This window comes from Acinetobacter sp. YH12208, assembly GCF_013418055.1.
Classification (GTDB): domain Bacteria; phylum Pseudomonadota; class Gammaproteobacteria; order Pseudomonadales; family Moraxellaceae; genus Acinetobacter; species Acinetobacter pseudolwoffii.
On record NZ_VPCT01000007.1, the window covers coordinates 21,947 to 46,607 of the forward strand.

22 protein-coding genes and 1 tRNA gene are annotated in these 24,661 nt (G+C 42.6%); 12 read left to right on the forward strand and 11 right to left on the reverse strand.

The features are described from left to right. Positions 1–122: 122 nt before the first annotated feature. A complete protein-coding gene (locus tag FTU95_RS08410; protein ID WP_180078168.1) occupies positions 123–3,224 on the reverse strand; it encodes a multidrug efflux RND transporter permease subunit in 3,102 nt (1,033 codons plus the stop codon). A gap of 258 nt (positions 3,225–3,482) precedes the next feature. After that, complete coding sequence (locus FTU95_RS08415; RefSeq protein ID WP_005169883.1) at positions 3,483–5,084, reverse strand: isocitrate lyase; 1,602 nt, start codon at positions 5,082–5,084, stop codon at positions 3,483–3,485. Between the two features lie 662 nt (positions 5,085–5,746). On the opposite strand from FTU95_RS08415, the gene FTU95_RS08420 reads away from it, so the two are divergent. From FTU95_RS08420 to FTU95_RS08430, 3 genes are all read left to right on the forward strand, one after another. After that, complete coding sequence (locus FTU95_RS08420; protein WP_005097703.1) at positions 5,747–6,736, forward strand: LysR family transcriptional regulator; 990 nt, start codon at positions 5,747–5,749, stop codon at positions 6,734–6,736. Positions 6,737–6,863: 127 nt separating this feature from the next. Beyond that, on the forward strand, positions 6,864–8,186 hold the full coding sequence (locus tag FTU95_RS08425) for a hemolysin family protein (RefSeq protein ID WP_005097704.1): 1,323 nt from the start codon (positions 6,864–6,866) through the stop codon (positions 8,184–8,186). A gap of 46 nt (positions 8,187–8,232) precedes the next feature. After that, a complete protein-coding gene (locus FTU95_RS08430; RefSeq protein WP_005097706.1) occupies positions 8,233–8,514 on the forward strand; it encodes a hypothetical protein in 282 nt (93 codons plus the stop codon). A 52-nt stretch (positions 8,515–8,566) separates the two neighbouring features. On the opposite strand, the gene FTU95_RS08435 is transcribed toward FTU95_RS08430, so the two are convergent. Next, complete coding sequence (locus FTU95_RS08435; protein ID WP_005097708.1) at positions 8,567–9,073, reverse strand: hypothetical protein; 507 nt, start codon at positions 9,071–9,073, stop codon at positions 8,567–8,569. 174 nt (positions 9,074–9,247) lie between these two features. On the opposite strand from FTU95_RS08435, the gene FTU95_RS08440 reads away from it, so the two are divergent. The 3 genes from FTU95_RS08440 to FTU95_RS08450 all read left to right on the forward strand — a co-directional run bounded on the left by FTU95_RS08440 (position 9,248) and on the right by FTU95_RS08450 (position 11,006). Continuing rightward, entirely contained in the window at positions 9,248–9,976 is a 729-nt protein-coding gene (locus FTU95_RS08440; RefSeq protein ID WP_100534866.1) for a hypothetical protein, read from the forward strand. Positions 9,977–10,145: 169 nt separating this feature from the next. After that, a tRNA-Leu gene (locus tag FTU95_RS08445) sits at positions 10,146–10,231 on the forward strand. A gap of 91 nt (positions 10,232–10,322) precedes the next feature. Continuing rightward, a complete protein-coding gene (locus FTU95_RS08450; RefSeq protein ID WP_180078170.1) occupies positions 10,323–11,006 on the forward strand; it encodes a hypothetical protein in 684 nt (227 codons plus the stop codon). 32 nt (positions 11,007–11,038) lie between these two features. Here the strand turns inward: FTU95_RS08450 and FTU95_RS08455 are convergent, their stop codons facing one another. The 4 genes from FTU95_RS08455 to rlmE all read right to left on the reverse strand — a co-directional run bounded on the left by FTU95_RS08455 (position 11,039) and on the right by rlmE (position 15,155). Then, positions 11,039–11,353: a DUF5713 family protein gene (locus FTU95_RS08455; protein ID WP_074383398.1), complete on the reverse strand. Its 315-nt coding sequence runs from the start codon at positions 11,351–11,353 to the stop codon at positions 11,039–11,041. A 108-nt stretch (positions 11,354–11,461) separates the two neighbouring features. Beyond that, on the reverse strand, positions 11,462–12,313 hold the full coding sequence (folP, locus tag FTU95_RS08460) for a dihydropteroate synthase (protein ID WP_005097712.1): 852 nt from the start codon (positions 12,311–12,313) through the stop codon (positions 11,462–11,464). Positions 12,314–12,482: 169 nt separating this feature from the next. Next, the gene (gene ftsH / locus FTU95_RS08465) at positions 12,483–14,372 is read right to left on the reverse strand and encodes an ATP-dependent zinc metalloprotease FtsH (RefSeq protein WP_034608943.1); all 1,890 of its coding nucleotides are present in this window, start codon (positions 14,370–14,372) and stop codon (positions 12,483–12,485) included. Positions 14,373–14,504: 132 nt separating this feature from the next. Further along, positions 14,505–15,155 (reverse strand): 23S rRNA (uridine(2552)-2'-O)-methyltransferase RlmE, encoded by a 651-nt coding sequence (rlmE, locus tag FTU95_RS08470; protein ID WP_005097715.1) that lies wholly within the window; start codon positions 15,153–15,155, stop codon positions 14,505–14,507. A gap of 195 nt (positions 15,156–15,350) precedes the next feature. Here rlmE and yhbY point away from each other — a divergent pair, with 195 nt between their 5' ends. Next, positions 15,351–15,674, forward strand: a complete 324-nt coding sequence (gene yhbY / locus FTU95_RS08475) for a ribosome assembly RNA-binding protein YhbY (RefSeq protein ID WP_005097716.1) — start codon at positions 15,351–15,353, stop codon at positions 15,672–15,674. An 11-nt stretch (positions 15,675–15,685) separates the two neighbouring features. Beyond that, positions 15,686–16,225: a DOMON-like domain-containing protein gene (locus tag FTU95_RS08480; RefSeq protein WP_005169863.1), complete on the forward strand. Its 540-nt coding sequence runs from the start codon at positions 15,686–15,688 to the stop codon at positions 16,223–16,225. Between the two features lie 155 nt (positions 16,226–16,380). Here the strand turns inward: FTU95_RS08480 and FTU95_RS08485 are convergent, their stop codons facing one another. Then, entirely contained in the window at positions 16,381–16,605 is a 225-nt protein-coding gene (locus tag FTU95_RS08485; RefSeq protein ID WP_180078172.1) for a hypothetical protein, read from the reverse strand. Between the two features lie 101 nt (positions 16,606–16,706). Beyond that, positions 16,707–17,195, reverse strand: coding sequence for a hypothetical protein (locus tag FTU95_RS08490; protein WP_180078174.1), 489 nt, complete (start codon positions 17,193–17,195; stop codon positions 16,707–16,709). A gap of 308 nt (positions 17,196–17,503) precedes the next feature. On the opposite strand from FTU95_RS08490, the gene carA reads away from it, so the two are divergent. The 3 genes from carA (at position 17,504) to greA (ending at position 22,456) form a co-directional block, all read left to right on the forward strand. Continuing rightward, positions 17,504–18,643 (forward strand): glutamine-hydrolyzing carbamoyl-phosphate synthase small subunit, encoded by a 1,140-nt coding sequence (gene carA / locus FTU95_RS08495; protein WP_005097721.1) that lies wholly within the window; start codon positions 17,504–17,506, stop codon positions 18,641–18,643. Between the two features lie 13 nt (positions 18,644–18,656). Further along, the gene (gene carB, locus FTU95_RS08500) at positions 18,657–21,887 is read left to right on the forward strand and encodes a carbamoyl-phosphate synthase large subunit (protein ID WP_005097722.1); all 3,231 of its coding nucleotides are present in this window, start codon (positions 18,657–18,659) and stop codon (positions 21,885–21,887) included. A gap of 92 nt (positions 21,888–21,979) precedes the next feature. Further along, a complete protein-coding gene (gene greA / locus FTU95_RS08505) occupies positions 21,980–22,456 on the forward strand; it encodes a transcription elongation factor GreA (RefSeq protein ID WP_005097724.1) in 477 nt (158 codons plus the stop codon). Positions 22,457–22,505: 49 nt separating this feature from the next. Here the strand turns inward: greA and FTU95_RS08510 are convergent, their stop codons facing one another. After that, positions 22,506–23,126, reverse strand: a complete 621-nt coding sequence (locus FTU95_RS08510) for an FMN-binding negative transcriptional regulator (RefSeq protein ID WP_100357865.1) — start codon at positions 23,124–23,126, stop codon at positions 22,506–22,508. 104 nt (positions 23,127–23,230) lie between these two features. Between FTU95_RS08510 and FTU95_RS08515 the strand changes: the two genes are divergently transcribed. Beyond that, positions 23,231–23,857, forward strand: coding sequence for a CatB-related O-acetyltransferase (locus tag FTU95_RS08515; RefSeq protein WP_100357866.1), 627 nt, complete (start codon positions 23,231–23,233; stop codon positions 23,855–23,857). On the opposite strand, the gene FTU95_RS08520 is transcribed toward FTU95_RS08515, so the two are convergent. Then, positions 23,841–24,632, reverse strand: coding sequence for a hypothetical protein (locus FTU95_RS08520; protein WP_252146097.1), 792 nt, complete (start codon positions 24,630–24,632; stop codon positions 23,841–23,843). The two genes, FTU95_RS08515 and FTU95_RS08520, sit on opposite strands and share 17 nt — an antisense overlap. Positions 24,633–24,661: the final 29 nt, after the last annotated feature.

Genomic DNA, 24,661 nt, shown 5'->3' on the forward strand with positions numbered 1-24,661 from the left:
GGTTATAAGCGCAAAGGCGTGGATTTTAGCATCATCCTCCGAACATTACCCCTGCTCTCAGTGCATCTAAATCATCACAGCCGGATTGAGTCAGGCTATTGATTGTTTTTCTGAGCGCACGATCATGAATCAACCGGTTCTTTTTTAGCCATTAAACTTCGAATCATCACATACATAAAGGGAATAAAAATTAGCACCAGCACGGTTCCGAAAATTACGCCGCCGAATACACTGACACCAATTTCCTGACGGCTTACCGCACCTGCTCCCGTGGCAAAGACCAGGGGTAAAATCCCGGCGCCAAAAGCCAAGGAAGTCATCAGGATCGGACGCAGACGCAGGGAAGCACCTTCCAATGCTGCCTCCACCACCGATTTTCCCTGTTGCTGTGCCAGCGAAGCAAATTCCACAATCAGAATGGCATTCTTACAGGACAAGCCAATGGTGGTCAGCAAGGCAATCTGGAAATAGATATCATTCGGGAAGCCAGCCAAATAACTGAAAATAATATTGCCGCCAATACCAAGAGGAATTGCTGACATTACCGCCGTTGGAATACTCCAGCTTTCATACAATGCGGCCAGACACAGGAAAATAAAACCTATCGAAATCAGATACAGCCAGATGGCCTGATTATTGGACTGTTTTTCTTCAAAGGATAAACCGCTCCAGACCACATCTACACCGTCCTGTTCAGCAATCAGCGCCTCTACATCCTGCATGGCCTGACCGGAGCTGCTGCCTTGAGCCCGATCTGCTTCCATCTGTAGTGCGGTATAGCCCATGAAACGGTTGACCACTTCCGGACCACCACTCCAGTCCACTTGCGAGAAGTTACTAAAAGGCACCATTTGATTCTGGTCATTGCGGACATGCCATTGTGCCAGATCTTCCGGCTTGGAACGAAATTCGGCATCGCCCTGCATGATCACCCGTTTAATCCGGCCGCGATCAATAAAGTCATTGATATAACTGCCACCCCAAGCGCTAGATAAGGTGCTGTTAATTGCCGTTTGGGTCAGACCATTGGCCATGGCCTGTTTTTGGTCAATATTGACGCGTAGTTCGGCTTTTTCAGGATTAGAACGTTTACCCAGATTTTCAAAGCTTGCATAATTGCCAGCCTGAGCTTCCAGTGCCTGAAATTGCTGTTCCAGATACTGCCGGCCATTACCATTGATATCCCGAATCCAGAAATCCAGACCATCGGTTTGTCCCAGACCATTGACTGACGCTGGCATGGATACATTGATTTGTGCATTAGGGTTACTTTGAAAATGCTTCAAAGCCCGTTCACGAATCGCGGATGCGGTATTGTCCTGACCGGAACGTTCATTCCAGTGTTTTAATGCCACAAAACCGGTGGCCAGATTCTGGCCAGTTCCCGAGAAATTGCGGCCATAACGAATCATCACCAGACTGACATTGGCCTGTTCCTGATCCAGAAAATATTTACGAACCTCTTCTCCGACCTGAATGGTATTTTTCATCGGAGCACCTTCCTGCACTTTGATTTGCAGGCTTAAAATCCCCTGATCTTCACTCGGCAAAAAACTGGTTGGCAAAGCACGGTAAAACAGTGCAAAGACACAGATCAAGCCGGCAAAAAGCAGTAAACAAATGACCTGATGCTGAATCGTGACTTTGGAAAGATGCAGATAACGATACTTTAAATGATCCAGCTTCTGGTTAAACCATGCCGCCCATTTTGCCGGTTTCGGATTCGGTTTCAGAATGAGCGCACACAGTGCTGGGGTTAGAATCAAGGCCACCAATAAGGATAAGGACATGGCCGCAACCAAAGTGATGGAGAACTGTCGGTAGATCACCCCGGTAGAACCGCCAAAGAACGCCATCGGAATAAAGACTGCGGTTAGAACTAAGGTAATTCCGACCAATGCCCCACTAATTTCCTGCATGGACTCTAACGCCGCCTCTTTGGCAGACAAATGCTGTTCATGCATCAGCCGTTCCACGTTTTCTACCACCACAATCGCATCATCAACCAATAGACCAATGGCCAGAACCAAAGCGAATAAAGTTAAGGTATTGATACTCATGCCCAGTGCATAAAGCACCGCCATGGTTCCCAAAATCACCACCGGCACCGTTACGGTAGGAATCAAAGTAGCACGCCAGTTCTGCAAGAAAATGAACATCACCATGATAACCAGAATGATCGCTTCGATCAGGGTTTTGACCACCTCTTTAATCGACTCTTGTACAAAGGGCGTATTGTCTCGTGGATAGGCAATTTTATAGCCTTCGGGCAATTGCTGGGAAATACGGGCAACTTCAGCTTTAATCAAGTTTGAGGTGGCAATGGCATTGGCACCTGAGGCCAGAGAAATCCCAAGACCTGCCGAAGGATAACCATTATTGGTGCTATAAGACTGATAACTTTCAGCACCAAGTTCGACCCGTGCAATATCTTTTAAATAAATAAAACTACCGGCACGATCCGATTTGACAATAATATTCTGGAATTCTTCAACGGTTTTTAGACGGGAACCCGAGGTGACTTTAGCATTCAGGTATTGTTCATCCACTGCCGGCAAATCCCCAATCGCGCCCGCAGCCACCTGAGTATTCTGAGCTTCAATGGCGGCACGAACATCGCTTGGCATCAGCTTATACTGTTTGAGTTTTCCTGGATCCAGCCAGATCCGCATCGCATATTGAGAACCAAAAACATCAACTTCACCAATGCCTTCAATCCGGGAAATGTCCTGCTCCAGATGTGTCATCAAGTAATCAGAAAGTTCAATATTGTTACTGCGACCGGACTCATCATACAGGCTGATCACCATATGGGTATCGCCGAGAGATTTAAACACGTTAACGCCCTGGCGTTGGACATCTTCCGGTAAACGGTTCAATACCCCATTAATCGCATTTTGTACCTGAACCTGTGCTGTATCGGGGTCGGTACCATTTTCAAAGCTGATGCTGACCCGGCTGCGCCCTGAAGAATCACTATTCGAACTAAAATACAGTAAATGGTCAATCCCTTTAATCTGCTGCTCCAGCACCTGGGTCACGCTTTCTTCCACAGTTTCCGCAGAAGCGCCACTATAGGTTGCTGCCACCGTTATCCGTGGCGGGGCAATGTCCGGATAACGTTCCACTGGCAGGTTCATCACTGCGAACAGGCCAATCGCCATCACGACAATCGCCAATACCCCAGCAAAGATCGGGCGGTGGATAAAAAATTTAGACAGCATAAGTCCGAGTCACTTTTTAATTAAAGAGGGATGAATTTAGACCAAATACGAGCAAGCTATATCTAAATATTCAGTGACATAGCAGTAGAATGCAAGAATTAAACACATAATAACTGTGATAAAAACCAATCATGGAGAAATTATGGATGATCTCACTTGAATACTTTCTTGAGGTTGCCATTTCCTATTTATTAATAGCATTTTTCCAAATAAAAAACCCTGCAGATGCAGGGTTTTTTGGTGAATCAATTCAGCAGATTAAGCACTGAACTGGTTCATTGTGTTTTTAGCGTCATCACCAGCTTTCAATGCATTGTCACCAGCGAAGATTTCTTTGTGGTCATCACCGATGTCAGAACCAGCCATTGCCTGGTGTTTAACACATGCGATACCGCCGCGGATTTCTTTACGTTGTACGCCAGCAACATAAGCCAACATGCCTTCAGAACCGAAGTAACCTTGAGCAAGTTCATGCGTAGAAAGTGCAGCTGTGTGGTAAGTCGGAAGTGTGATCAAGTGATGGAACACACCCGCTTCACGCGCAGCATCTGCTTGGAAGGTACGAACTTTTTCGTCAGCTTCAGCAGCCAGTTCAGTTGCATCGTACTCAGCGCTCATTAACTTAGCACGGTCGTAAGCAGAAACGTCTTTACCTTCAGCAACCCAACGGTCATACGCTTGTTGACGGAAGTTAAGCGTCCAGTTGAATGAAGGTGAGTTGTTGTATACAAGTTTCGCATTTGGAACTGTTTCTTTCACACGGTTTACCATGTGAGCGATTTCAGCAACGTTTGGTGTCGCAGTTTCGATCCAAAGAAGATCCGCACCATTTTGCAAGCTGGTTACACAGTCAAGTACAACGCGGTCAATTTGCGTGCCTTCACGGAACTGGTACAAGCCAGAAGCAAGACGTTTAGGACGGTGAAGTTTGCCATCACGTTTGATCAGGATTTCATCTTCTTGTGCATCAGCGATATCAATTTCAGATGTTTCCAAGTAGCTGATATATTGAGAAGCGATGTCGCCTGGCTCTTTAACCACTGGGATTTTTTGAGTCAGGTCAGCACCTTCAGAGTCAGTACGTGCAACGATGATACCGTCGTCAAGACCCATTTCAAGGAATGCATAGCGAAGTGCGTGGATTTTCGCGATGAAGTCTTCGTGTGGCACAGTTACTTTACCAGCTTGGTGACCACATTGTTTCGCGTCAGACACCTGGTTTTCGATTTGTAGTGCACATGCACCCGCTTCGATCATTTTCTTAGCTAAAAGATAAGTCGCTTCTTCGTTACCGAAACCCGCATCAATGTCCGCAATAATTGGCACAACGTGAGTTTGGAAATTGTCGATTTGTGAAGTCAATTCAGCTGCTTTAGCAGTGTCGCCTGCTTCTTGTGCTTTTTTAAGTGCACGGAACAAGTCGTTCAATTCTTTCGCGTCAGCTTGACGTAAGAATGTGTAGATTTCTTCGATCAATGCAGGAACAGAAGTTTTTTCGTGCATAGATTGGTCAGGAAGTGGACCAAATTCTGAACGAAGTGCTGCAACCATCCAACCAGAAAGGTAAATGTAGCGACGTTCAGTCGTACCGAAGTATTTTTTGTTCGCAATCATTTTTTGTTGTGCGATGAAACCATGCCAGCAACCTAATGATTGAGTGTATTTGCTAGAGTCTGCATCATAAGCAGCCATATCACGACGCATAATTGCCGCGGTATATTTCGCAATGTCTAAACCAGTTTTGAAACGGTTTTGGATTTGCATACGCGCAGCATCTTCAGGACTGATGTCTGCCCAAGTGTTACCGAATTTCGCTTTCAATTCGCGGATTGCATCAATCGCTGTTTGGTATGTAGTCATGATATTTTCCTGTAATAATATTAGGATTTTTCTGCAACGAACCGTTCAAATCACACCCTCAGTAACTTGTTTAGATTTTCGCCGGTCCGTTGGGATAGCTAAAGATTAGTGGGCTTATGAAAATTAATCCAATAGTCTGCAAGAATCTTCAGTATTTATTTAAAAAATGAGTAGATGAAAGTCTTAGTATAATCCTGTGATGTTAAAATAAGATATTGTTTTATTTTATATTTTACTAAAATAAAACTGATCGTTTTTCACTCATACTGCTTAAAAATACTTCATTAGACTTAAGTCTGGGCTTGGCTCAAATCCACTTTTATTAAAAAATAATCATGATTTTGAATTATTTCTTAGGCTGAAGCATTTATCAAGATAGCATACTTTTCACGCAATTATTCACGCACTCACACCTGTATTTTTAAAGTTTAAAGCTTGGTTATGGAGCTGTTGATCTGCATACATGAAAATACTGAATCTTTGCTTAGCCCGTGCTTCTACTCAGTCGAATAAAATCGTTAATTATTCAGCTTAAACCTGCATAAATTCCCTAGATTTTATCTGCTTTATCATGGCTTTTTTTTCATCGGCGCTTTACACAAAGCCCGGCAGTTATGGCATAATCAGCATAATTTCTTGTATTTATTCTCGGTATTTCTTTTATGAATCTGGAGCGGGTCGATCTCAATCTATTAATTTATCTTGATGTACTTCTTCGCGAAAAAAATGTCACCCGTGCAGCCGAACAATTGGGCGTTACCCAGCCTGCCATGAGTAATATTTTACGCCGATTACGCAATTTATTTAATGATCCTCTCCTGATCCGTTCTTCTGAAGGCATGACACCCACAGAACGTGCACTTGAGTTACAGCCACGTATCCGGGATGCGCTGGCTGACTTGTCCATGATTCTGGAACCGCGTACCGAGTTCCGTCCTTATACGTCAAATCGTGTCTTCCGGATTATGACCTCGGATTATGCCGAAGCGACACTGGTTCCTCGGCTGGTCAAAGCCTTACGTTCAGAAGCACCGAACGTGGTCTTGGACTTTCTAACCCCGAGTGATGTGTCTTATCGCGACATGGAACAAGGCAAAGTTGATCTGGCGATTAACCGTTTTAATGAAATACCGCAAAGTTTTCATCAGGTTCTGGTCTGGCGTGACAGTTTTTCCTGTTTATTAAACAATAAACACCCCGCTGCAACCAACCTGAACTTAAAAAGCTATCTGGATGCACAGCATATCTGGGTCTCTAAAACCGGTATGGGTGTCGGCTTTGGGGTCAACCCGGAGAAACAGGCCGGTTTAGGCTGGATCGATCAGGCTTTGGAACGTATTGGCCAGAAACGTAAAATCTCGGTCTTTACCCGTCATTATCAAATGCCAGGTTTATTGGCCTCCAATGTCGATCTGGTGGCAACCCTGCCTTCACGGATCGCACGCCTGCAAGCCAAGAATCATAATTTAATTCTGAAAGATCCACCATTTTATATTCCCGAATTTGAACTCAAAATGGCATGGTGCCCTCTATTGCATCATCACCCTGCACATCGCTGGTTACGTCAGCTGATTTTGTATGTTGCGCGTCAAATGATTGAGGAAGAAAATCGTGAATTCCTGAGCAATAATTCTCAATTTTCACACTATTAAACTCAAATTCTTCTAAATTCTTATTTTTTAAGATTATACTTTGAAGGCTTGAGAGGTAGTTTTTACACCTCAAGCCTTTTTTTGTGTTAAAAATATCCCAAGATACTATTCATCCACAGGTGGATTTGTGAGCCTCTTACAAAATATCGTGATTATCTTAATACTCATCGCGGGGGCCGGTTTTTTATCTTTAACAGAAATCGCCCTCGCAGGTGCCCGTAAAGTCAAACTGAAAATTCTGGCTGAATCGGGTGAACATCGCGCTCAAAAAGTTTTAGATCTACAAGAAAATTCTGCTGACTTCTTTGCAGCCTCTCAAATCGGTTTAAATGCAGTCGCCATTCTTGGCGGTATTTTAGGTGAAGGAGCCTTCCGTCCTTATATTTTTAATTTTGTTTCCCGCTTTTACCAGGGTCCTTGGGCTGAAAATATTAGCTTTGCACTTTCCTTTACTGTCGTCACTTCTTTATTTATTCTATTTGCAGACTTGATGCCGAAACGTCTGGCCATGATTGCGCCAGAAAAGATCGCAGTCTCGGTCATTGAACCCATTCAGATTTTCATTAAAGTCTGTAAGCCTTTGGCCTGGCTCATTAATGTTATTGCCAACATGCTGTTCCGTCTGTTTAAAGTAAATACCATTCGTGATGATAATATTACCTTTGATGATATTTCCGCAGTGATGGATGCAGGTGCACAGGCTGGCGTACTGCAAAAACAGGAACATCATTTCATTGAAAATGTATTCGAGCTGGAAGAGCGTAATGTACCTTCGAGTATGACTACCCGTGAGAATGTGGTGTTCTTTACCCTAAATGAACCAGAAGAAAGTATTCGGCAAAAGCTGGCGGAATATCCCTATTCCAAGTTTCTGGTGTGTAGCAATGACATCGACAGTGTGATTGGTTATGTCGATGCCAAAGATATTCTGGTGCGGATTCTGAATAACCAGTCGCTGCTACAGTTAAATGAAAATACCATCCGTAATGTCCTGACCATTCCGGATACTTTAACTTTATCGGAAGTTCTGGACCGTTTTCGCTCGACCAAGGAAAAATTTGCCGTCGTCATTAATGAATATGCGCTGGTAGTTGGGGTGATTACCCTCTCCGACATTATGATTACCGTGATGGGCGACTGGGTGACACCAATTGAAGCCGATCAGCAAATTATTAAGCGTGACAATAATTCCTGGTTGATTGAAGGCAGCACGCCAATTGAAGACATGAAACATGCGCTTGAAATCGACTCAATGCCAGATGAGGAAAATTACGAAACACTGGCTGGTTTTATGATGTTCAAGCTGCGTAAAATTCCGCGTCCTGCCGATACCGTCATTCATGCCGGTTATAAATTTGAAGTCGTCGATGTCGATCATTTCAAGATTGACCAGTTGCTGGTGACTCGGATCATTGAAATCAATCCATTAATTCAGGAAGAATCAGAATAATCTGATTCTTCTTCTATTTTAAAATAAAAATCATAAGGATAGAGTGATGTCCATTTCTGCGCTATTGGCTTGTTTTAGTTTTTATTCAGGACTGTATTTAATCTATTTCTTTTTTGCTCAACAACAAAATCCGCTGTTCTTGTTTTTAGCGATCATTTTATTGATTTTTGCTTGCATCATTACCCCTTATGGTTACCAGCGTCACCGTGGCCATTATGACCGAACCATGAGTTGGGGACAGTATTTGGCCATACCTTTGATTTTATGGGGACGACTATTTATCGTTCCTATCAGTTTTATTTTAAGTTTGTTTTATTCAAACCAGTAAATTCAATCATAAAAAAGCACCTAACGGTGCTTTTTTACATCTATTGAGGTGCTTAGATCTTTGTTAACAATGCATCTAAAACAGCTTGATAGTGAATCTGGATATCATCTTCTAGAATCTTGTAAGCATTGTCGAACTGCACCATAGGCCAGCCTTCTTTCCAGAATGGAAAAATATTATGCAGGTCATGGGTAACAATCGCATCTTCACGCAGAATCGCTTGTGCAATCTGGGACAGCACTTGTGCCGTTTCAGCGCCATCAATCGCCATATAGTCGATTCCGCGCGCTTTTAAAATACGGACGCGGTCTTTTTTATAACGGATTTTTTTGATTTGTGCCGTATTCAGGCCCAAAGCCAAAGATACCGCTTCGACAAATTTGTCTTCAAATGACTGATTCAATGCCACTAACGCTTCTTTATGCGCTTCCTGACGACCAGCTTTACCACCCTGACGAATCACTTCTTTCGCCTCAGTATTTAGTTCATCCTTTTTCATGCTTTGCAGGATGTCTAAAATTTCGATGTCGCTTAACGCCTCAGGAGATTGATCAGTCATAAACTGTCCTTAAAAAAATAAATCTTGAATCGGCTATTTTCGCATAATTCGTGGCTAAAAAACTAAAATCTTCGTGATTAAAGCAATGATAAGCGCTGAAAATGGATTTGTCCTGTGATTCTGCGTCAAATCGACTATAGTGCCTGTGTCTATTTCTGAATCAATCTCTGGATGATGCCCACTACCCAAGTGACTTTGTTGCTGCAGCAACTTCAACAACAGTATCCGACTGCATTTAAAGGCAATTACCTGTTCTATAGCCAGATCAAAATCCGTGGGATCTGGGATAAAGCCAAGCTTTTGATTCCCTGGGTCTTGGCGGCCATGATTTTTATTCCCGTCAGTTTGATGTTCGGTGACGTCATAAAGCAATCTTTTGTGCAAGTGAGCGAATTTCAGGCGCAAAGTTATGCCATTTTGGCGATACTGTTGTTCCTGATGTTGAGTCTCACCTTAATTCTGCAACAGGTTCAGCATTCTTCTTATTCGCTATATCAGTTATTACGCCATACCCCAATCAAGATGGCTGTGGTGATTATACTACAAACCTTAAATCTGTTTTTTGTACAAAGTAGCCTGCTGATGTGGAGTTTATTCTTTTTTGGAGTCAGCTTTGGCTTTATCCGTTTTTATCGGGAAAACTTGTTCCGGGAAAACAGCCAAAATACTGAACATTATCAGTTGCAACAATTACGTAGAATCTGCTTCTGGGCTTATAAACAGACCTGTATGCTTCGACTAAAATTACGTTTTTGTTCAAACAATCATCCTCAGCATGCCGAACTAAAACAGCAATTAAATCACTATGCCGAGTTATATATCCAACTGCTGAAACATGAGCATCAATACTGTAAAACCATCAAGCATCTGGATGTCGACAGTTATCTGGACGAGAACTCATAGTTCGCTCTATTATTTTGATTAGCCATCTTGAATATTTCTAATAAGGGGCCTTAAAAACAGATTGATCTGCTAATTTTTTAGAGAGAAGCCACGGAATTGCTTGAAAAGAAAGCAATCATTTAGAAATGTGCTTGCCAAGCTTTATTTCGTCCTCTATTATTGCGCACATGCCCGAGTGGTGAAATCGGTAGACACAGGGGATTTAAAATCCCCCGCCCACAAAGCGTGCCAGTTCGAGTCTGGCCTCGGGCACCATTTTAATCTTTATTAAAATGGTGCAATAGAAAACCCAGCATTAGGCTGGTTTTTTTGTGCCTGAATTTTATTCTTTTAGCGCGAAATCCTCATGTCAGAATTAAAATACTTCGATCTCGCCACATTACAATTACGCCATCCAGACGCTTTTTTCCTGAAGCTGCGTTATAGCCGCTTCAAATTTAATGCCCTGCAAAATCTCCAGTTTGTGATCGCGATTAATTTACTGTCTCTTTTAATCTGCGTGGCCTGTAGCATCAGCTCAGTACTTCTGGAATATTATTTTTTCAAGAATGCCACAATCGCCTTTAATGTCACATTGATCATGTTAATGGCCCTGCTTTATCCCTATATCTGCTATGCACAATATCAGGCGCAATTCAGCTCCAAAGCCTATAGTCAGCGCTTGCAGAACTGTCTGTATCTGCAAATTCCGATTTTTCTGGTTTTATTGCTGAATCTGTATGTAATTCATTCAGATATGCTGGTGATCATCAGCATGATCATTTTAGCGCTTTCCTCTTTTGGCGCTGTCACCTTAGAACCTTTATTTAAAAGTTCTTGTAGTGCGATTGATCAGATCAAACTGCAAAAACTGCGGCAGCTGGCCTTTTGGGCCTACCAACAGTCCAGATCCAAAACACCGCAACCGATTCAGGACCAGTCAAATCTGCAGGCTTATTACCAGAATCTTTATCAGCAATGCATGCATGAAGAGCAAAAATTACTCAGCTCGATTCGCTTTAAAAACTTTAAAGACTATTTCTACAGATAATAAAAAACCCTGCAGTAGCAGGGTTTTATCGATCACCATTCACGGTTGGTAATCAGCTCTTCCATTTCAATCTCGAACAACCCGTGCTCTTGCACCACCATCATCATGGCTTCAGCAATATAATCTGCAGCGGTATCATCCAGAGATGAGTCCAGATCTTCAAACTGCGGTTTCATGGCATTAATATCAGCAACGGTCAGATGGGCAAGCTGGTAAATTTCTTGATCTGACAAAGTTGATTTAGCGACTTTTTGGGCAAAATGTTCGATGTGCTGTTTGATTTCAGCAACCAGAATATCGGGATAATACGCATCATCGAACATGGGGAGAAGTAAATCTGCAAACATTACAGGCACTCTAAAAGATGACAATTTAATCTAAGCGTGCCTATATAGCATATTGTTGCCTGAAAGCCAAACAACATTGCCAGATGCTTACTTTCCCGCCATCAATGTCTACGCCATCTGCATGGCTTGCCAGACTTTAATCGCATCCGCTGTCGCTTTCACATCATGTGCCCGTACCATACAGGCGCCCTGCTGAATACTGAGCAAATGTGCTGTTGCCGACCCCACCGCACGCGCCTGTGGTTCTGCGCCATCTAAAACAGCCCCAATAAAACGTTTCCGTGATAAAGCAGATAAAATCGGATAACCCATTTCTGTCAATTTATAAAACTCTTGAAGCAGCTTGAGATTTTGCTGGGCATTCTTGGCAAAACCAAAACCCGGATCAATCATGATATTTTCGGCTTTTACTCCTACATCCAATGCATCCTGCACACGTTGAGATAGTTCGCCAATCACCTCGGTAGTGACATCCTCATATTGATCCAGATTGTTCATGGTGGTCGGCTCACCACGCATATGCATAATGATTACCGGAATATTCAATTCAGCGGCTGTTACTAAAGCATTGGGGCGGGTCAAAGCACGGACGTCATTCCAGATATGCGCTCCGGCCTGAACCGCTGCACGAATCACTTCTGGTTGTGAAGTATCAATCGAGAGAATAACATCATGTTTTGCTAAGGCTTCAACCACAGGCACCACGCGGCGGATCTCTTCCTCTACGTCTACCACAGCAGCACCCGGACGGGTCGATTCCCCGCCGATATCAATTACGGTCGCACCTTCAGCCATCATCTCCAGCGCACGTGCAACTGCATCTTCTTTTTGATTATGCCGACCACCATCACTAAATGAGTCGGGGGTGACATTGAGAATTCCCATCACATGCGGCTGAGATAAGTCCAGTTTTAACTCACCAAATGTCCATACATGTGGTCGTAAAGGCATCAGCTGCATGTTTCCATCCTCGTTCACAATAATTCGAATATTGTCTTATGGATAGAGCAATAAAGCAAAGCTCGATAAGACATTTGCCCATTAGTTTTGAGTTAAATATAGCATTCAGGAAATTATCATAAAAATGACTGACATAAAAAAACCACCCGAAGGTGGTTTTTTATTTAACTTAGTTGGCTGGCAATGGCGGTGGCGTCAACGGGCCATCATCTGGGGTTACATCAATCACAGGATTTTCTGCAACATAGACTTTTGGCGGTTGAGGCTCACGACCTTCCATAATGTCACGGATTTGATCACGATCAATAGTTTCCCATTCCATCAAGGCTTTGACCATCGCATGGGCAATATCTTTTTTACTTTCCAAGATATCGCGTGCGACTTTATATTGCTCATCCAGAATTCGGCGGATTTCACGATCGACTTCTAACTGGGTCGTTTCAGAAATACTGCGGCTACCAATACTGCCCATAAACGATTGCTGTGCATCTTCTTCATAGACCATGACGCCCATTTTGTCAGACATACCGTATTTGGTCACCATCGCACGTGCCATTTTAGTTGCACGTTCGAAGTCGTTTGAAGCACCTGTCGACATTTGGTTAATGAAGACTTCTTCTGCAATGCGACCACCAAACAAAATAGAAAGTTCATTCAACATTTTGTCTTTATAATGGCTGGTTTGGTCAAATTCAGGTAGCTGCCAGGTCACGCCCAATGCCCAGCCACGCGGCATAATGGTGACTTTATGCACAGGGTCTGTACCCGGCAAACTTTCAGCAACAATCGCATGACCTGCTTCATGATAAGCCGTCGCACGACGCTCTTCATCACGAAGTACCATCGATTTACGCTCAGGACCCATATAAAGCTTGTCTTTTGCATCTTCAAAGTCATGCATATCGACAGTGTTTTTGTTACGGCGTGCAGCAAATAAAGCAGCTTCATTCACTAGGTTGGCCAATTGCGCACCCGAGAAGCCCGGTGTACCACGTGCAAGTACTTTAACATCGACCCCTGTGACTGAAGGCAATTTTTTCAAATGCACATTCAGGATTTGTTCACGACCCTTAATGTCTGGCAAACCAACCACAACTTGACGGTCAAAACGGCCTGGACGAAGTAATGCTTTATCCAGTACATCTGCACGGTTGGTTGCAGCAATCACGATAATGCCTTCATTGCCTTCAAAGCCGTCCATTTCCACCAGCATCTGGTTCAGCGTCTGCTCACGTTCATCGTGACCACCACCCGTACCTGAACCACGGTGACGACCGACTGCATCAATCTCATCAATAAAGATGATACATGGTGCATGACGTTTTGCCTGTTCGAACATGTCACGCACACGCGATGCACCAACACCCACAAACATTTCCACGAAGTCAGAACCTGAAATACTAAAGAATGGCACTTTAGCTTCACCGGCAATGGCTTTGGCAAGCAAGGTTTTACCTGTACCTGGAGGACCGACCATCAAAACACCACGTGGAATACTTGCACCGAGACGTTTAAATTTGGTTGGGTCTTTCAGGAAGTCGACAATTTCAACCACTTCTTGCTTGGCTTCATCACAACCGGCAACATCGACGAAAGTGACTTTAATCTGGTCTTCAGACAACATTTTGGCTTTAGACTTACCAAAACTCATTGGGCCGTTTTTACCACCTGCACCGCCACCCATGTTGCGCATAAAGAACATGAATAACAAAATGATTAAAAGCACAGGGAAACTTGCAATAAGCAACTGCATGAGCAAGCCTTGACGTTGTGGTGCTTCACCTTCGACCACAACATTATTTTTAATGAGGCTTGGCATCAGCTCAGGATCCTGAACTGCCGGACGAATACTTTCAAACTCTGAACCGTTTGATTTTTCGCCACGAATTCTTTCGCCGTCAATAACAACTTGTTTAATTTGGCCAGCATTGACCGCGGCAACAAACTCTGAGTAGTTCATTGTAGTCGGTTGATTGCGGTCACTGACGTTGCTGAAGATTAACACCAGCACACCCAGTATTACGAGCCACAATACGGCATTCTTAAAAAGATCGCTCAAAGCTTTATTCCCATTCCAATCTAATTTGATCATGCCCTGTTCAGGGTGACCTTAATACTTAAGCTGTAAATTAACTTACAATTATCTGAAAACGTACAAAATGCACAATTTTTAACGACTTGGCAAGTAGACTTATTTTAAAGCCTTCTTGCGTCCCTGCCCGATCAGGAAAACTTCTTTAGAGCGAGCACGTGATGCCAAGGGTTTAGATGTTTTCAGAATATCAAAACTATCAACCACTTGCTTACGGAATTCATCAAAACCTGAGCCTTGGAAAACTTTTACCACAAATTGACCTTTGGGGCCTAGCACCTTATTGGCAAAATCCAGTGCAAGTTCACACAAGTAAATCTGACGCGGTTGATCTACAGCCTTATTACCTGATGTATTGGGGGCCATATCTGAAATTACAACGTCTACAGTACGACCATCTAAAATTTCTAGCAGTTTTTGGAAAACTTCTTCTTCACGGAAGTCACCTTGCAGAAAAGTGACATCTGGTAAAGCATCCATTGGTAAAATATCAGATGCAATCAATAAACCCTTATCGCCAACAAGTTTACCGGCAATCTGTGACCAGCTGCCTGGCGCTGCGCCCAGGTCGACCACAGTCATACCAGGTTTAATGATTTTATACTTTTCTTGCATTTCTAAGAGCTTATATGCTGCACGCGCACGATAGCCTTCCTTTTGTGCCTTTTTCACATAAGGATCGTCTAAATGCTCTCTCATCCAATCACGACTACTTTTAGATAACTTTTGGTTGGTAATGCGTGTAGCCATAACTCTCTAAATAAAAAAATGTCTCATTATTAATTGTACGTGAAAAAGACTTATTTTGCAGTATACATGTGTATCTAAATCTAAGGCTTTTGCTCTCTCCGTGGACAGATTGAATATGATTATTTCCTGATAATTTACAGCGTTTATTTTTTGCTTTTGCTATACTAAGCCGTTTTAAAATTCAGGTTATCTCTCATGGCGGCTTTATCTATTCAGGAACGTAAGCGTTTACGTCAAATCGGACATACACTTAACCCAGTCGTGATGCTAGGTGACAAAGGTCTGACGGAAAATGTCATCGAAGAATTAGCGCGTGCTTTAAACGATCACGAACTGATTAAAGTTAAAATTGTCGCTGAAGATCGTGAAGCGCGTGCAGCGCTGATTGCTGAAATTTCAGAAGCGACTGGTGCTGAAGTGGTTCAAACTATTGGTAAAATTGCACTGCTTTATAAGAAAGCGGCAAAACAGAACCAAAAATTGTCCAATCTTGTTCGTTTCGCTCATTTGTCTAACTAAGTACAGGACTTATGGCAAGTTACGAACTTAGCGCATTTGATCGCCGTTTTCAGGCCATCTCTCTGGTTGCTGCCATTGAACAGCAAGGTCCATGTAGTTTAAATGTGGGCTTCTGGATCCGCGATCCCAATCATTACATCCTGTGGCCAGACATGGTAGCTGCACATCCCCGTCAGGATTTCTTGTGGGAACAGACCTGCTTTGAAATTTTTATTGGGGTTCAGGGTGAAGATTTTTATCGTGAGATTAATCTCTCCCCTTCTCAGGCCTGGCAGGCTTATCAATTTGAAGAATACCGCTATCCTGAAGATATGCCACCACAAGCTGCAGATGATATTGAGCTGAATCAGCTCAAACGTACCCATTATGGTCTCAATGTCAGTGTGGATCTGACCGATTTTATGGCAACACATAAACTCAAATGGGAAAACTTGTTCCTGGGGTTATCTGCTGTTTTAAAAACCTCGCAAGGTGACCAGTACTACGCGATGCAGCATAGTAGTCCTCAGGCAGATTTTCATAATAAACGTGACTGGTTGCATGTATTTTAGATCAGTCAAACCTGTATATCCTCTGTCTGAATCTGTAAAAGACTGATAAAACGTGAGACTTGAAGTCTCACGTTTTTGTTTGTCTCTAGACAAAGTAGTTAGCTGTGTATGGTTATTTTGCATTTTCTTGTTTTTGAACATCTTAGAGTAGCATTTTAATGAGGTAACTGATGCTGGCTCCGAATGGCTTTCACTGCAGCATAAAGAATAAAAGTAAAAGTGAGCACCATGAGCAGAATAGTCCCCAAAACCAGCCCCAGTACTTCCAAACATAATACGATCACACCCAGATAAAGTATGTGCCCCAAGCCGCTTTCCAGATTAAGCAGCATAATCAATATCAATAAAACAAGCACACCTACCAAATAATGCTGTGGCATCGTAACCCCTTCTGATTATTATTGTGAGTCCGTTTTGCTACATAAAGACAAAGGAGAACATGTGATTGTTCTCCTTTTAAAGAGCAGCCTTTCAACGCAGCTTAACTTTTCAGCTCAGGCTTTTTGTCTGAGCTTTCTGCTTTCCCCACCGGCTTGACTTTTTTCAGCACTTCAATAGTGCTGTCTTTAGAACGTTTTAAGGTATCGGTCAAATGCTCTTTATGTTTGGTCGAAATCTGACTGACATCCTCTTTCAGTTCCTTGCCCAGACTGGACAAGTCTTCGATCACTGCATTGAATTCTGTTTTGATAAAGCTCTTCAATTCAGTTAATTCTTTTTGTGAACCGAAGATCTGCTCCTTTAAAGTGTCAATTCGCTGCAACACCTCCTGCTTAAATTGGCGCAATTGTTCCTGTACGGTATCGGTCAATTGCTTGGCTTCAACTTCAAGCTTTTCTTTACTTTCTTCGATGCTTTCAAGTGCTTGATCTTTCGCCTCTACTGCTACTTTTTCAAGCTTCTCGGCAGTTTCTGCCACGACGCTCGGGCTGGCTTTTTTGGATTGGGTAGATTTTGATGCTGTAGTCATTTGTCTTGTTCCTATTGTTATATTGACTGAGCTATATTAGTAGACTTGATAAAATTTAAGATTTGATTTGTCTGACAATTATTAATTGCTTACATTTTTTCATCCTGTTTACAAAACAGACTTCCATTCAAAAAGCAAGGCATTTATCTTATACTTTCGCTGCAAAGCCATTGGACTTCAAGCATCATTCTGCGTATAATGCCGTGTTAAGTTCAAGCGAGCAGACATAGGAGGGTAGGTTTAAAAATTAGCCTTCCTTTTTTTTCGTCTTCTCGCTTTTTTACAGCCTAAATTTCAGGAGCTTTGGTTTGAGCACCCCAGCAATTTTAGCCCTTGCCGACGGAACTATCTTTAAAGGTACTTCGATTGGCGCATCGGGTAGTACGACTGGTGAAGTCGTTTTCAACACTGCCATGACTGGCTATCAAGAAATTTTGACTGACCCGAGTTATGCACAGCAACTTGTGACACTGACTTACCCGCATATCGGTAACACAGGCTGCAATGAAGAAGACGCTGAATCAGGTCGTATTCATAAAGTTTGGGCCAACGGATTGATCATTCGTGACCTGCCTTTATTGCACAGTAACTTCCGTTCAACCCAATCATTAGCTGAATATTTGGTACAACACAATGTTGTGGCAATTGCGGATATCGACACGCGTAAATTGACACGTATCCTACGTGACAAAGGTGCGCAAAATGGCTGTATCCTTGCTGGCGAAAATATCACTGAAGCAGAAGCGCTTGAAAAAGCACGTGCCTTTAGCGGTTTAAACGGTTTAGACCTGGCAAAAGAATGTTGCGATCCTGAGGGCTTTGAGTGGACTGAAGGCTCTTGGGCATTAGGCAAAGGTTTCTCTCAACCTGAACTTAAATTCCATGTTGTTGCATACGATTACGGTGTCAAAACCAACATCTTACGTATGCTCGCAGACCGCGGTTGTAAACTGACTGTGGTGCCTGCGCAAACTCCTGCTGCTGACGTACTTGCTCTGAATCCAGATGGTGTGTTCCTCTCGAACGGCCCTGGCGATCCAGCTGCATGTGACTACGCAATTGAAGCTGTAAAAACAATTGTAGAAACCACTGAAATTCCAGTATTTGGTATCTGTCTGGGTCACCAGATCCTTGCACTTGCAAGTGGCGCCAAAACACTAAAAATGCCTCACGGTCACCACGGTGCCAACCATCCTGTGCAAAACCTTGAAAATGGTACAGTGATGATTACTTCTCAAAACCACGGCTTCGCAGTTGATGAAAGCAACCTGCCGGATGTATTGCGTGTAACGCATCGCTCACTGTTTGATGGTACTAACCAAGGTATTCATCGCACAGACAAGCCTGCGTTCAGCTTCCAGGGTCACCCTGAAGCAAGCCCTGGTCCACATGACTGCGCACCATTGTTCGATCATTTCATCGAACTTATCGAAGCATCTAAGAAGTAATTAAGGAAGCATCATGGCTAAACGTACTGACATTAAAAGCATCTTAATTATTGGTGCGGGTCCGATTGTCATCGGTCAGGCATGTGAGTTTGACTACTCAGGTGCTCAAGCATGTAAAGCCCTTCGTGAAGAGGGCTACCGCGTTATTTTGGTCAACTCGAATCCGGCGACCATCATGACCGACCCTGCAATGGCAGACGCAACGTATATCGAACCGATTACCTGGCAAACTGTTGCACAAATTATTGAGAAAGAACGCCCAGACGCAGTTCTTCCCACCATGGGCGGTCAAACTGCATTGAACTGTGCCCTTGCCCTTGATGAGCACGGCATTCTAGAAAAATACAATGTTGAATTGATCGGCGCGACCAAAGAAGCGATTGAAAAAGCTGAAGACCGCAAACTCTTCGACCAGGCAATGCGTAAAATTGGTCTTGAATGTCCAAAAGCAGATATTGCCGAGTCAATGGAAGAAGCTTTAACTATTCAAGCACGCTTCGGCTTCCCTGTGATTATCCGTCCATCATTCACGATGGGTGGTTCAGGCGGCGGTATCGCATATAACCGTGAAGAGTTCATTGAAATCTGTGAACGCGGTTTCGATCTTTCTCCGACCAAACAGTTATTGATTGATGAATCTTTAATTGGCTGGAAAGAATACGAGATGGAAGTTGTTCGTGACAAAAATGACAACTGTATCATCGTATGTACCATTGAAAACTTTGATCCAATGGGCGTGCACACCGGTGACTCCATCACTGTTGCGCCGGCACAAACGCTGACAGATAAAGAATTCCAGTTACTTCGTAATGCATCTTTAGCTGTACTTCGTGAAATTGGCGTAGAAACAGGCGGTTCAAACGTTCAGTTCGGTATCAACCCGAAAGACGGTCGTATCGTTGTGATCGAGATGAACCCACGTGTTTCTCGTTCTTCTGCCCTTGCATCTAAAGCAACGGGTTTCCCGATTGCGAAAATCGCGGCGAAACTGGCTGTAGGTTATACCCTTGATGAGTTGAAAAATGACATCACGGGCGGTACAACACCGGCTTCATTCGAACCTGCGATTGACTACGTTGTAACGAAAATTCCTCGCTTCAACTTCGAGAAATTCCCGCAAGCAGATGCAACTTTGACGACTCAGATGAAATCTGTCGGTGAAGTCATGGCCATTGGCCGTAACTTCCAGGAGTCTATGCAAAAAGCGCTTCGTGGTCTTGAAGTCGGTGCTTCTGGCTTCGATGAAAAAATCGAAATCGGTGCTGAAGGTGCGAAAGATAAAATTCTTCAAGAACTTAAAGTGCCAGGTCCTGAGCGCATCTGGTTCATTGGTGATGCATTCCGTCACGGCTTTACACTTGATGAAGTATTTGCTGCAACCAATATCGACCCTTGGTTCCTGATTCAAATCGAAGACATCATTAAAACTGAAGAACAGATTAAATCTTTAGGTTTTGGTGATTTGAACGCGGACAACATCCGCAGCTTCAAACGTAAAGGTTTATCGGATCTTCGTATTGCAGACTTGATGGGCATTTCACAAAAACAATTCCGTAAACACCGTTGGAACCTGGGCGTAACCCCTGTTTACAAACGTGTCGATACATGTGCTGCAGAATTCGAATCTGATACAGCATACATGTACTCAACTTACGATGAAGAATGTGAAGCAAATCCATCAACGCGTGACAAGATCATGGTGATTGGTGGCGGGCCTAACCGTATTGGTCAAGGCATCGAGTTCGATTACTGCTGTGTACACGCAGCGCTTGCAATGCGTGAAGATGGTTATGAAACCATCATGGTCAACTGTAACCCTGAAACGGTTTCTACAGATTACGACACATCAGACCGTTTGTACTTCGAACCAATCACATTGGAAGATGTGCTTGAAATCGTACGTATCGAGAAGCCTAAAGGCATTATCGTGCAGTACGGTGGTCAAACACCTTTGAAATTGGCTCGTGCTTTGGAAGAAGCCGGTGCGCCAATTATCGGTACATCTCCAGACGCGATTGACCGTGCAGAAGACCGTGAACGCTTCCAGCAAATGATTCAGCGTCTGCAACTTCGTCAACCGAACAACAGCATTGTAAAATCTGCTGAAGAAGGTATGGCTGAAGCAGCGAAAGTTGGCTATCCACTCGTTGTACGTCCATCATACGTTCTTGGCGGTCGTGCCATGGAAATCGTGTATAACGATGACGAATTGAAACGCTACTTACGTGATGCAGTTCAAGCATCAAACGAAGCACCGGTTCTTCTTGACCGCTTCCTTGATGACGCGATCGAAGTTGACGTGGACTGCGTATCTGACGGCAAAGACGTTGTGATTGGCGGTATCATGCAGCACATTGAACAAGCGGGTATCCACTCTGGTGACTCAGCATGTTCGATTCCTCCTTACTCGCTTTCTCAAGAAGTACAGGACGAAATGCGCCGTCAAACTGTTGCAATGGCAAAAGAACTGGGTGTAATCGGTTTGATGAACGTTCAGTTTGCAGTAAAAGGCACTGACGTTTACATTCTGGAAGTGAACCCACGTGCATCACGTACTGTACCGTTCGTTTCTAAATGTATCGGTGAGTCTTTAGCAAAAGTTGCTGCACGTTGTATGGCAGGTCAATCTCTAGAATCTCAAGGATTCACTAAAGAGATTATTCCTCAGCACTTCTCTGTAAAAGAAGCGGTGTTCCCATTCAACAAATTCCCGGGTGTTGACCCAATCCTTGGCCCTGAGATGAAATCGACTGGCGAAGTCATGGGTGTTGGTAAATCATTTGGTGAAGCGTTCTATAAAGCTGTATTAGGCTCGAACGATCGCTTACCAGGTAAACCAACTGAAGGCGAAGTAAAACATGCGTTCCTGTCTGTTCGTGATTCAGATAAGCCGCATGTCGCGCGTATCGCTCAGCAACTGGTAGACTATGGCTTCAAGTTGCTTGCAACGGGTGGCACATACAGCGTGATTACTGAAGCGGGTATTGCATGTGAACGTGTGAATAAAGTAACCGAAGGCCGTCCTAATATCGTGGACCGCTTGAAAAATGGCGAAATTCACCTCATTATCAATACATCTGAAGGTAAACAGGCTCAGCAGGATTCGTTCTCGATCCGTCGCTCTGCGCTACAAGGTAAAGTGTATTACACGACCACCTTGAACGGTGCTGATGCTGTATGCCAAGCTTTAGCAATCAAATTGCCAATGGATGTATATCGCTTGCAAGACCTAACTAAAGGTTAATTAAGTTTCCAAGAAGTCCCGCTACCTTCTTGGTGGCGGGCTTTTTTTTATTTATAGATTTTATATCTTTCAACTGACTTTTGAGGGACAACATGCAACGTTATCCTATGACTCCTGAAGGCAAAATTGCCTTAGAGAAAGAATTACATCAACTGAAAACCGTTGACCGTCCTCGTATCACGGCTTCGATTGCGGAAGCACGTGAACACGGCGACTTAAAAGAAAATGCAGAATATCACGCAGCGCGTGAACAGCAAGGCTTCTGTGAAGGCCGTATCCAGGACATCGAAGGGAAACTGGGCGCTTGCCAGGTCATTGATGTGAAAGAACTTGAGCAATCAGGTCGTGTGGTTTTTGGTGTGACAGTGACAATTGAAAATCTGGATACTGAAGAGCAAAAAACTTACAAGATTGTAGGCGATGACGAAGCAGACTTTAAGATCAACAAGATCTCTGTGAACTCACCAATTGCACGTGGTCTTTTGGGTAAAAACGAAGGCGATGATGTGAAAATTACGACACCAAATGGTGAAGTTGAATACGAAATTGTGAAAGTTGAATATATCTAAGCTTTAGATATTTACAACAATTAAAGCCCCTCAATTGAGGGGTTTTTTATTATCTTTTTAATTGACCCATGGTCTTTGCCATATTCACTTTCCCTGATTCTTGAAGCTTTGTAATTACATTACGAAAATCTTTTTCTTCTCTATTCTGACTCAATTTTGATTTAGCAATTATTTTTTCAATTTTAATTTCAAATGCAACCAAGTGATTGAGCATTTCCATCAAATAATCTTTTGGAGCATCTGACATTTTCCAAGCATTTTCCCCATTAGTGATACTTTCATGCTGTTTAGTAAGTTGACCTAATACAGCAAGCTTAGTTTTCTGATCTTGAAAAAATTTAATCTCTCCATTTATGTGCACGACTTGATAATTCCAAGTAGGTACTTTTTTATGATCTTCAAATTTCGTTGGATAATAGTTTGGTGAGATATAAACATCCTCAGCTTTAAAAATGTATAGAACCTGATTATTAACAATTGAATTTTTAAAAAGTGTGTTTTCCAATGAAATATGACCTCTCAGTGTTTTTTCATCGATTAATAGTAGAGGAATATGTTCAGCAATTAACCCAGTTTGAGTCTGAGCTATCAAAGATGCTAGAGGATATTCATTAATTATTCTTGTTATTTCTTCAAGTCTATCTTCTCTAAATTCTGTTTCAACAAACATAGCTTTTCCATTCTTATAATGCACAATTAATATAAAGGTTTTCATTCAGGATGTAAGTTTTTAATTGGTATATAATGATCAAAATCTTCTCCTTTTATTTCATCATGTCTCAAAAGCTGATTAACTCCCCTGTCAAACACTGGTGTGAGTTCGAATTCATCTCAAAAACGGTGAAGAATCCAAATATTCATATTAAGGGAAACTATTCTTACTATTCTGCTTATTGGGATCAGGGTTTTGAGCGTTGCGTGGTGCGTTATCTACATGACAAGCCCTCTACCCCAGATAAACCCATTGATCAGCTCTATATCGGCAATTTTGTCTGTTTTGGCGCAGAATGCGTGATTATGATGGGTGGTAATCAATTACACCGTACCGACTGGATTTCAGCCTTTCCCTTCGATACACGCAGTTTTGTGCCTGCTGGCGATACATTCATTGGCGATGGTTGCTGGATTGGCTCTCGTGCCATGATTATGCAAGGTGTAACGCTTGGCGAAGGTGCTGTGGTGGCAACAGGTGCCGTGGTCACCAAAGACGTTCCATCATACGCAGTGGTCGGTGGCGTGCCTGCCAAAATTATTAAATATCGTTTTCCTAAAGCAGATATAGAAAAACTGCTTTCTCTTAAGCTCTATGACTTAGATGAAAAGCAGTTTTTAAAAATGCGTGAGCAGTTGCAAACGGATGATGTTAGATCACTGCTACATGCCTTTACTGCGCTTGAATAAAAGGGATTAACGCCAAACTCCGCTGTTTATATTCGTCGATTTTATTATTCTTAAGCCAGTTTATATTCAAATAACTTAAACGCCATTCATAATAAGCCAATCCTACATCTCTATAGCTGATCTTAAGTACGGTCTCCTTCTGATCATCACAATAATTATTCTTTTTATCTTTCATATCTTTGTAGCAGGAAAGTCGATTCTGGTATTCGTAAAAAGGTAAATGCTCGAAGACCAGTTTTGTCTTTCCTTTTGGAAGTAATTGAATAAACTGTGCATTCTGTTCACCTGCATCATTTGAAACCCAGCCATGAATTAAGGCAATAGCATAACTATGCCGATTGAGTGGGTATAAGGCAGGATATATAAATTCTATACCACTCTTATCCTCTTTAAGCGCATAAACCTGTTGATACGTGGTTAGATCCCAATAATCAATGATTTGATATTTTCCAAGATTTTTTGAAAGCTGAATAATTTGTAAATTTTCATCAATTAAATAATATTTTTCAGCTTCAGCAATTTTAACTACCCAAAGTTTTGCATCACTCTCATCACAACTAAATTTTACTTTTTGACAAATTGATCTTATTTCTGCTTTGGAAATATTTTTTTCTTTAAAAGGAAGTGACTTAATTGAATCTGCAGCAAAAACAGGTAAAGCAATAAAGAAAATCAGAGTTGATAGTATTAAATTTTTAATCATCATACATATTCTTGTTATTTGTTTTATTTTAACTATTGTAGTGCTTTTCAGATTTTCCACCAACATCATCATCAAATATCAGACATAAAAAACCCCACTCA

Excerpts from the sequence above, each read along its gene's own strand:
- FTU95_RS08430 (WP_005097706.1), top strand. The coding sequence starts at position 8,233 with ATGTCCATTTCTGCGCTATTGGCTTGTTTTAGTTTTTATTCAGGACTG.
- carB (WP_005097722.1), top strand. The coding sequence starts at position 18,657 with ATGGCTAAACGTACTGACATTAAAAGCATCTTAATTATTGGTGCGGGT.
- FTU95_RS08440 (WP_100534866.1), top strand. The coding sequence starts at position 9,248 with ATGCCCACTACCCAAGTGACTTTGTTGCTGCAGCAACTTCAACAACAG.
- folP (WP_005097712.1), bottom strand. The coding sequence starts at position 12,313 with ATGCAGCTGATGCCTTTACGACCACATGTATGGACATTTGGTGAGTTA.
- FTU95_RS08485 (WP_180078172.1), bottom strand. The coding sequence starts at position 16,605 with ATGCCACAGCATTATTTGGTAGGTGTGCTTGTTTTATTGATATTGATT.
- FTU95_RS08515 (WP_100357866.1), top strand. The coding sequence starts at position 23,231 with ATGTCTCAAAAGCTGATTAACTCCCCTGTCAAACACTGGTGTGAGTTC.
- FTU95_RS08480 (WP_005169863.1), top strand. The coding sequence starts at position 15,686 with ATGGCAAGTTACGAACTTAGCGCATTTGATCGCCGTTTTCAGGCCATC.
- FTU95_RS08490 (WP_180078174.1), bottom strand. The coding sequence starts at position 17,195 with ATGACTACAGCATCAAAATCTACCCAATCCAAAAAAGCCAGCCCGAGC.
- FTU95_RS08450 (WP_180078170.1), top strand. The coding sequence starts at position 10,323 with ATGTCAGAATTAAAATACTTCGATCTCGCCACATTACAATTACGCCAT.
- FTU95_RS08420 (WP_005097703.1), top strand. The coding sequence starts at position 5,747 with ATGAATCTGGAGCGGGTCGATCTCAATCTATTAATTTATCTTGATGTA.
- yhbY (WP_005097716.1), top strand. The coding sequence starts at position 15,351 with ATGGCGGCTTTATCTATTCAGGAACGTAAGCGTTTACGTCAAATCGGA.
- rlmE (WP_005097715.1), bottom strand. The coding sequence starts at position 15,155 with ATGGCTACACGCATTACCAACCAAAAGTTATCTAAAAGTAGTCGTGAT.
- FTU95_RS08415 (WP_005169883.1), bottom strand. The coding sequence starts at position 5,084 with ATGACTACATACCAAACAGCGATTGATGCAATCCGCGAATTGAAAGCG.
- FTU95_RS08520 (WP_252146097.1), bottom strand. The coding sequence starts at position 24,632 with ATGATGATGTTGGTGGAAAATCTGAAAAGCACTACAATAGTTAAAATA.
- FTU95_RS08435 (WP_005097708.1), bottom strand. The coding sequence starts at position 9,073 with ATGACTGATCAATCTCCTGAGGCGTTAAGCGACATCGAAATTTTAGAC.
- FTU95_RS08510 (WP_100357865.1), bottom strand. The coding sequence starts at position 23,126 with ATGTTTGTTGAAACAGAATTTAGAGAAGATAGACTTGAAGAAATAACA.
- greA (WP_005097724.1), top strand. The coding sequence starts at position 21,980 with ATGCAACGTTATCCTATGACTCCTGAAGGCAAAATTGCCTTAGAGAAA.
- FTU95_RS08410 (WP_180078168.1), bottom strand. The coding sequence starts at position 3,224 with ATGCTGTCTAAATTTTTTATCCACCGCCCGATCTTTGCTGGGGTATTG.
- FTU95_RS08455 (WP_074383398.1), bottom strand. The coding sequence starts at position 11,353 with ATGTTTGCAGATTTACTTCTCCCCATGTTCGATGATGCGTATTATCCC.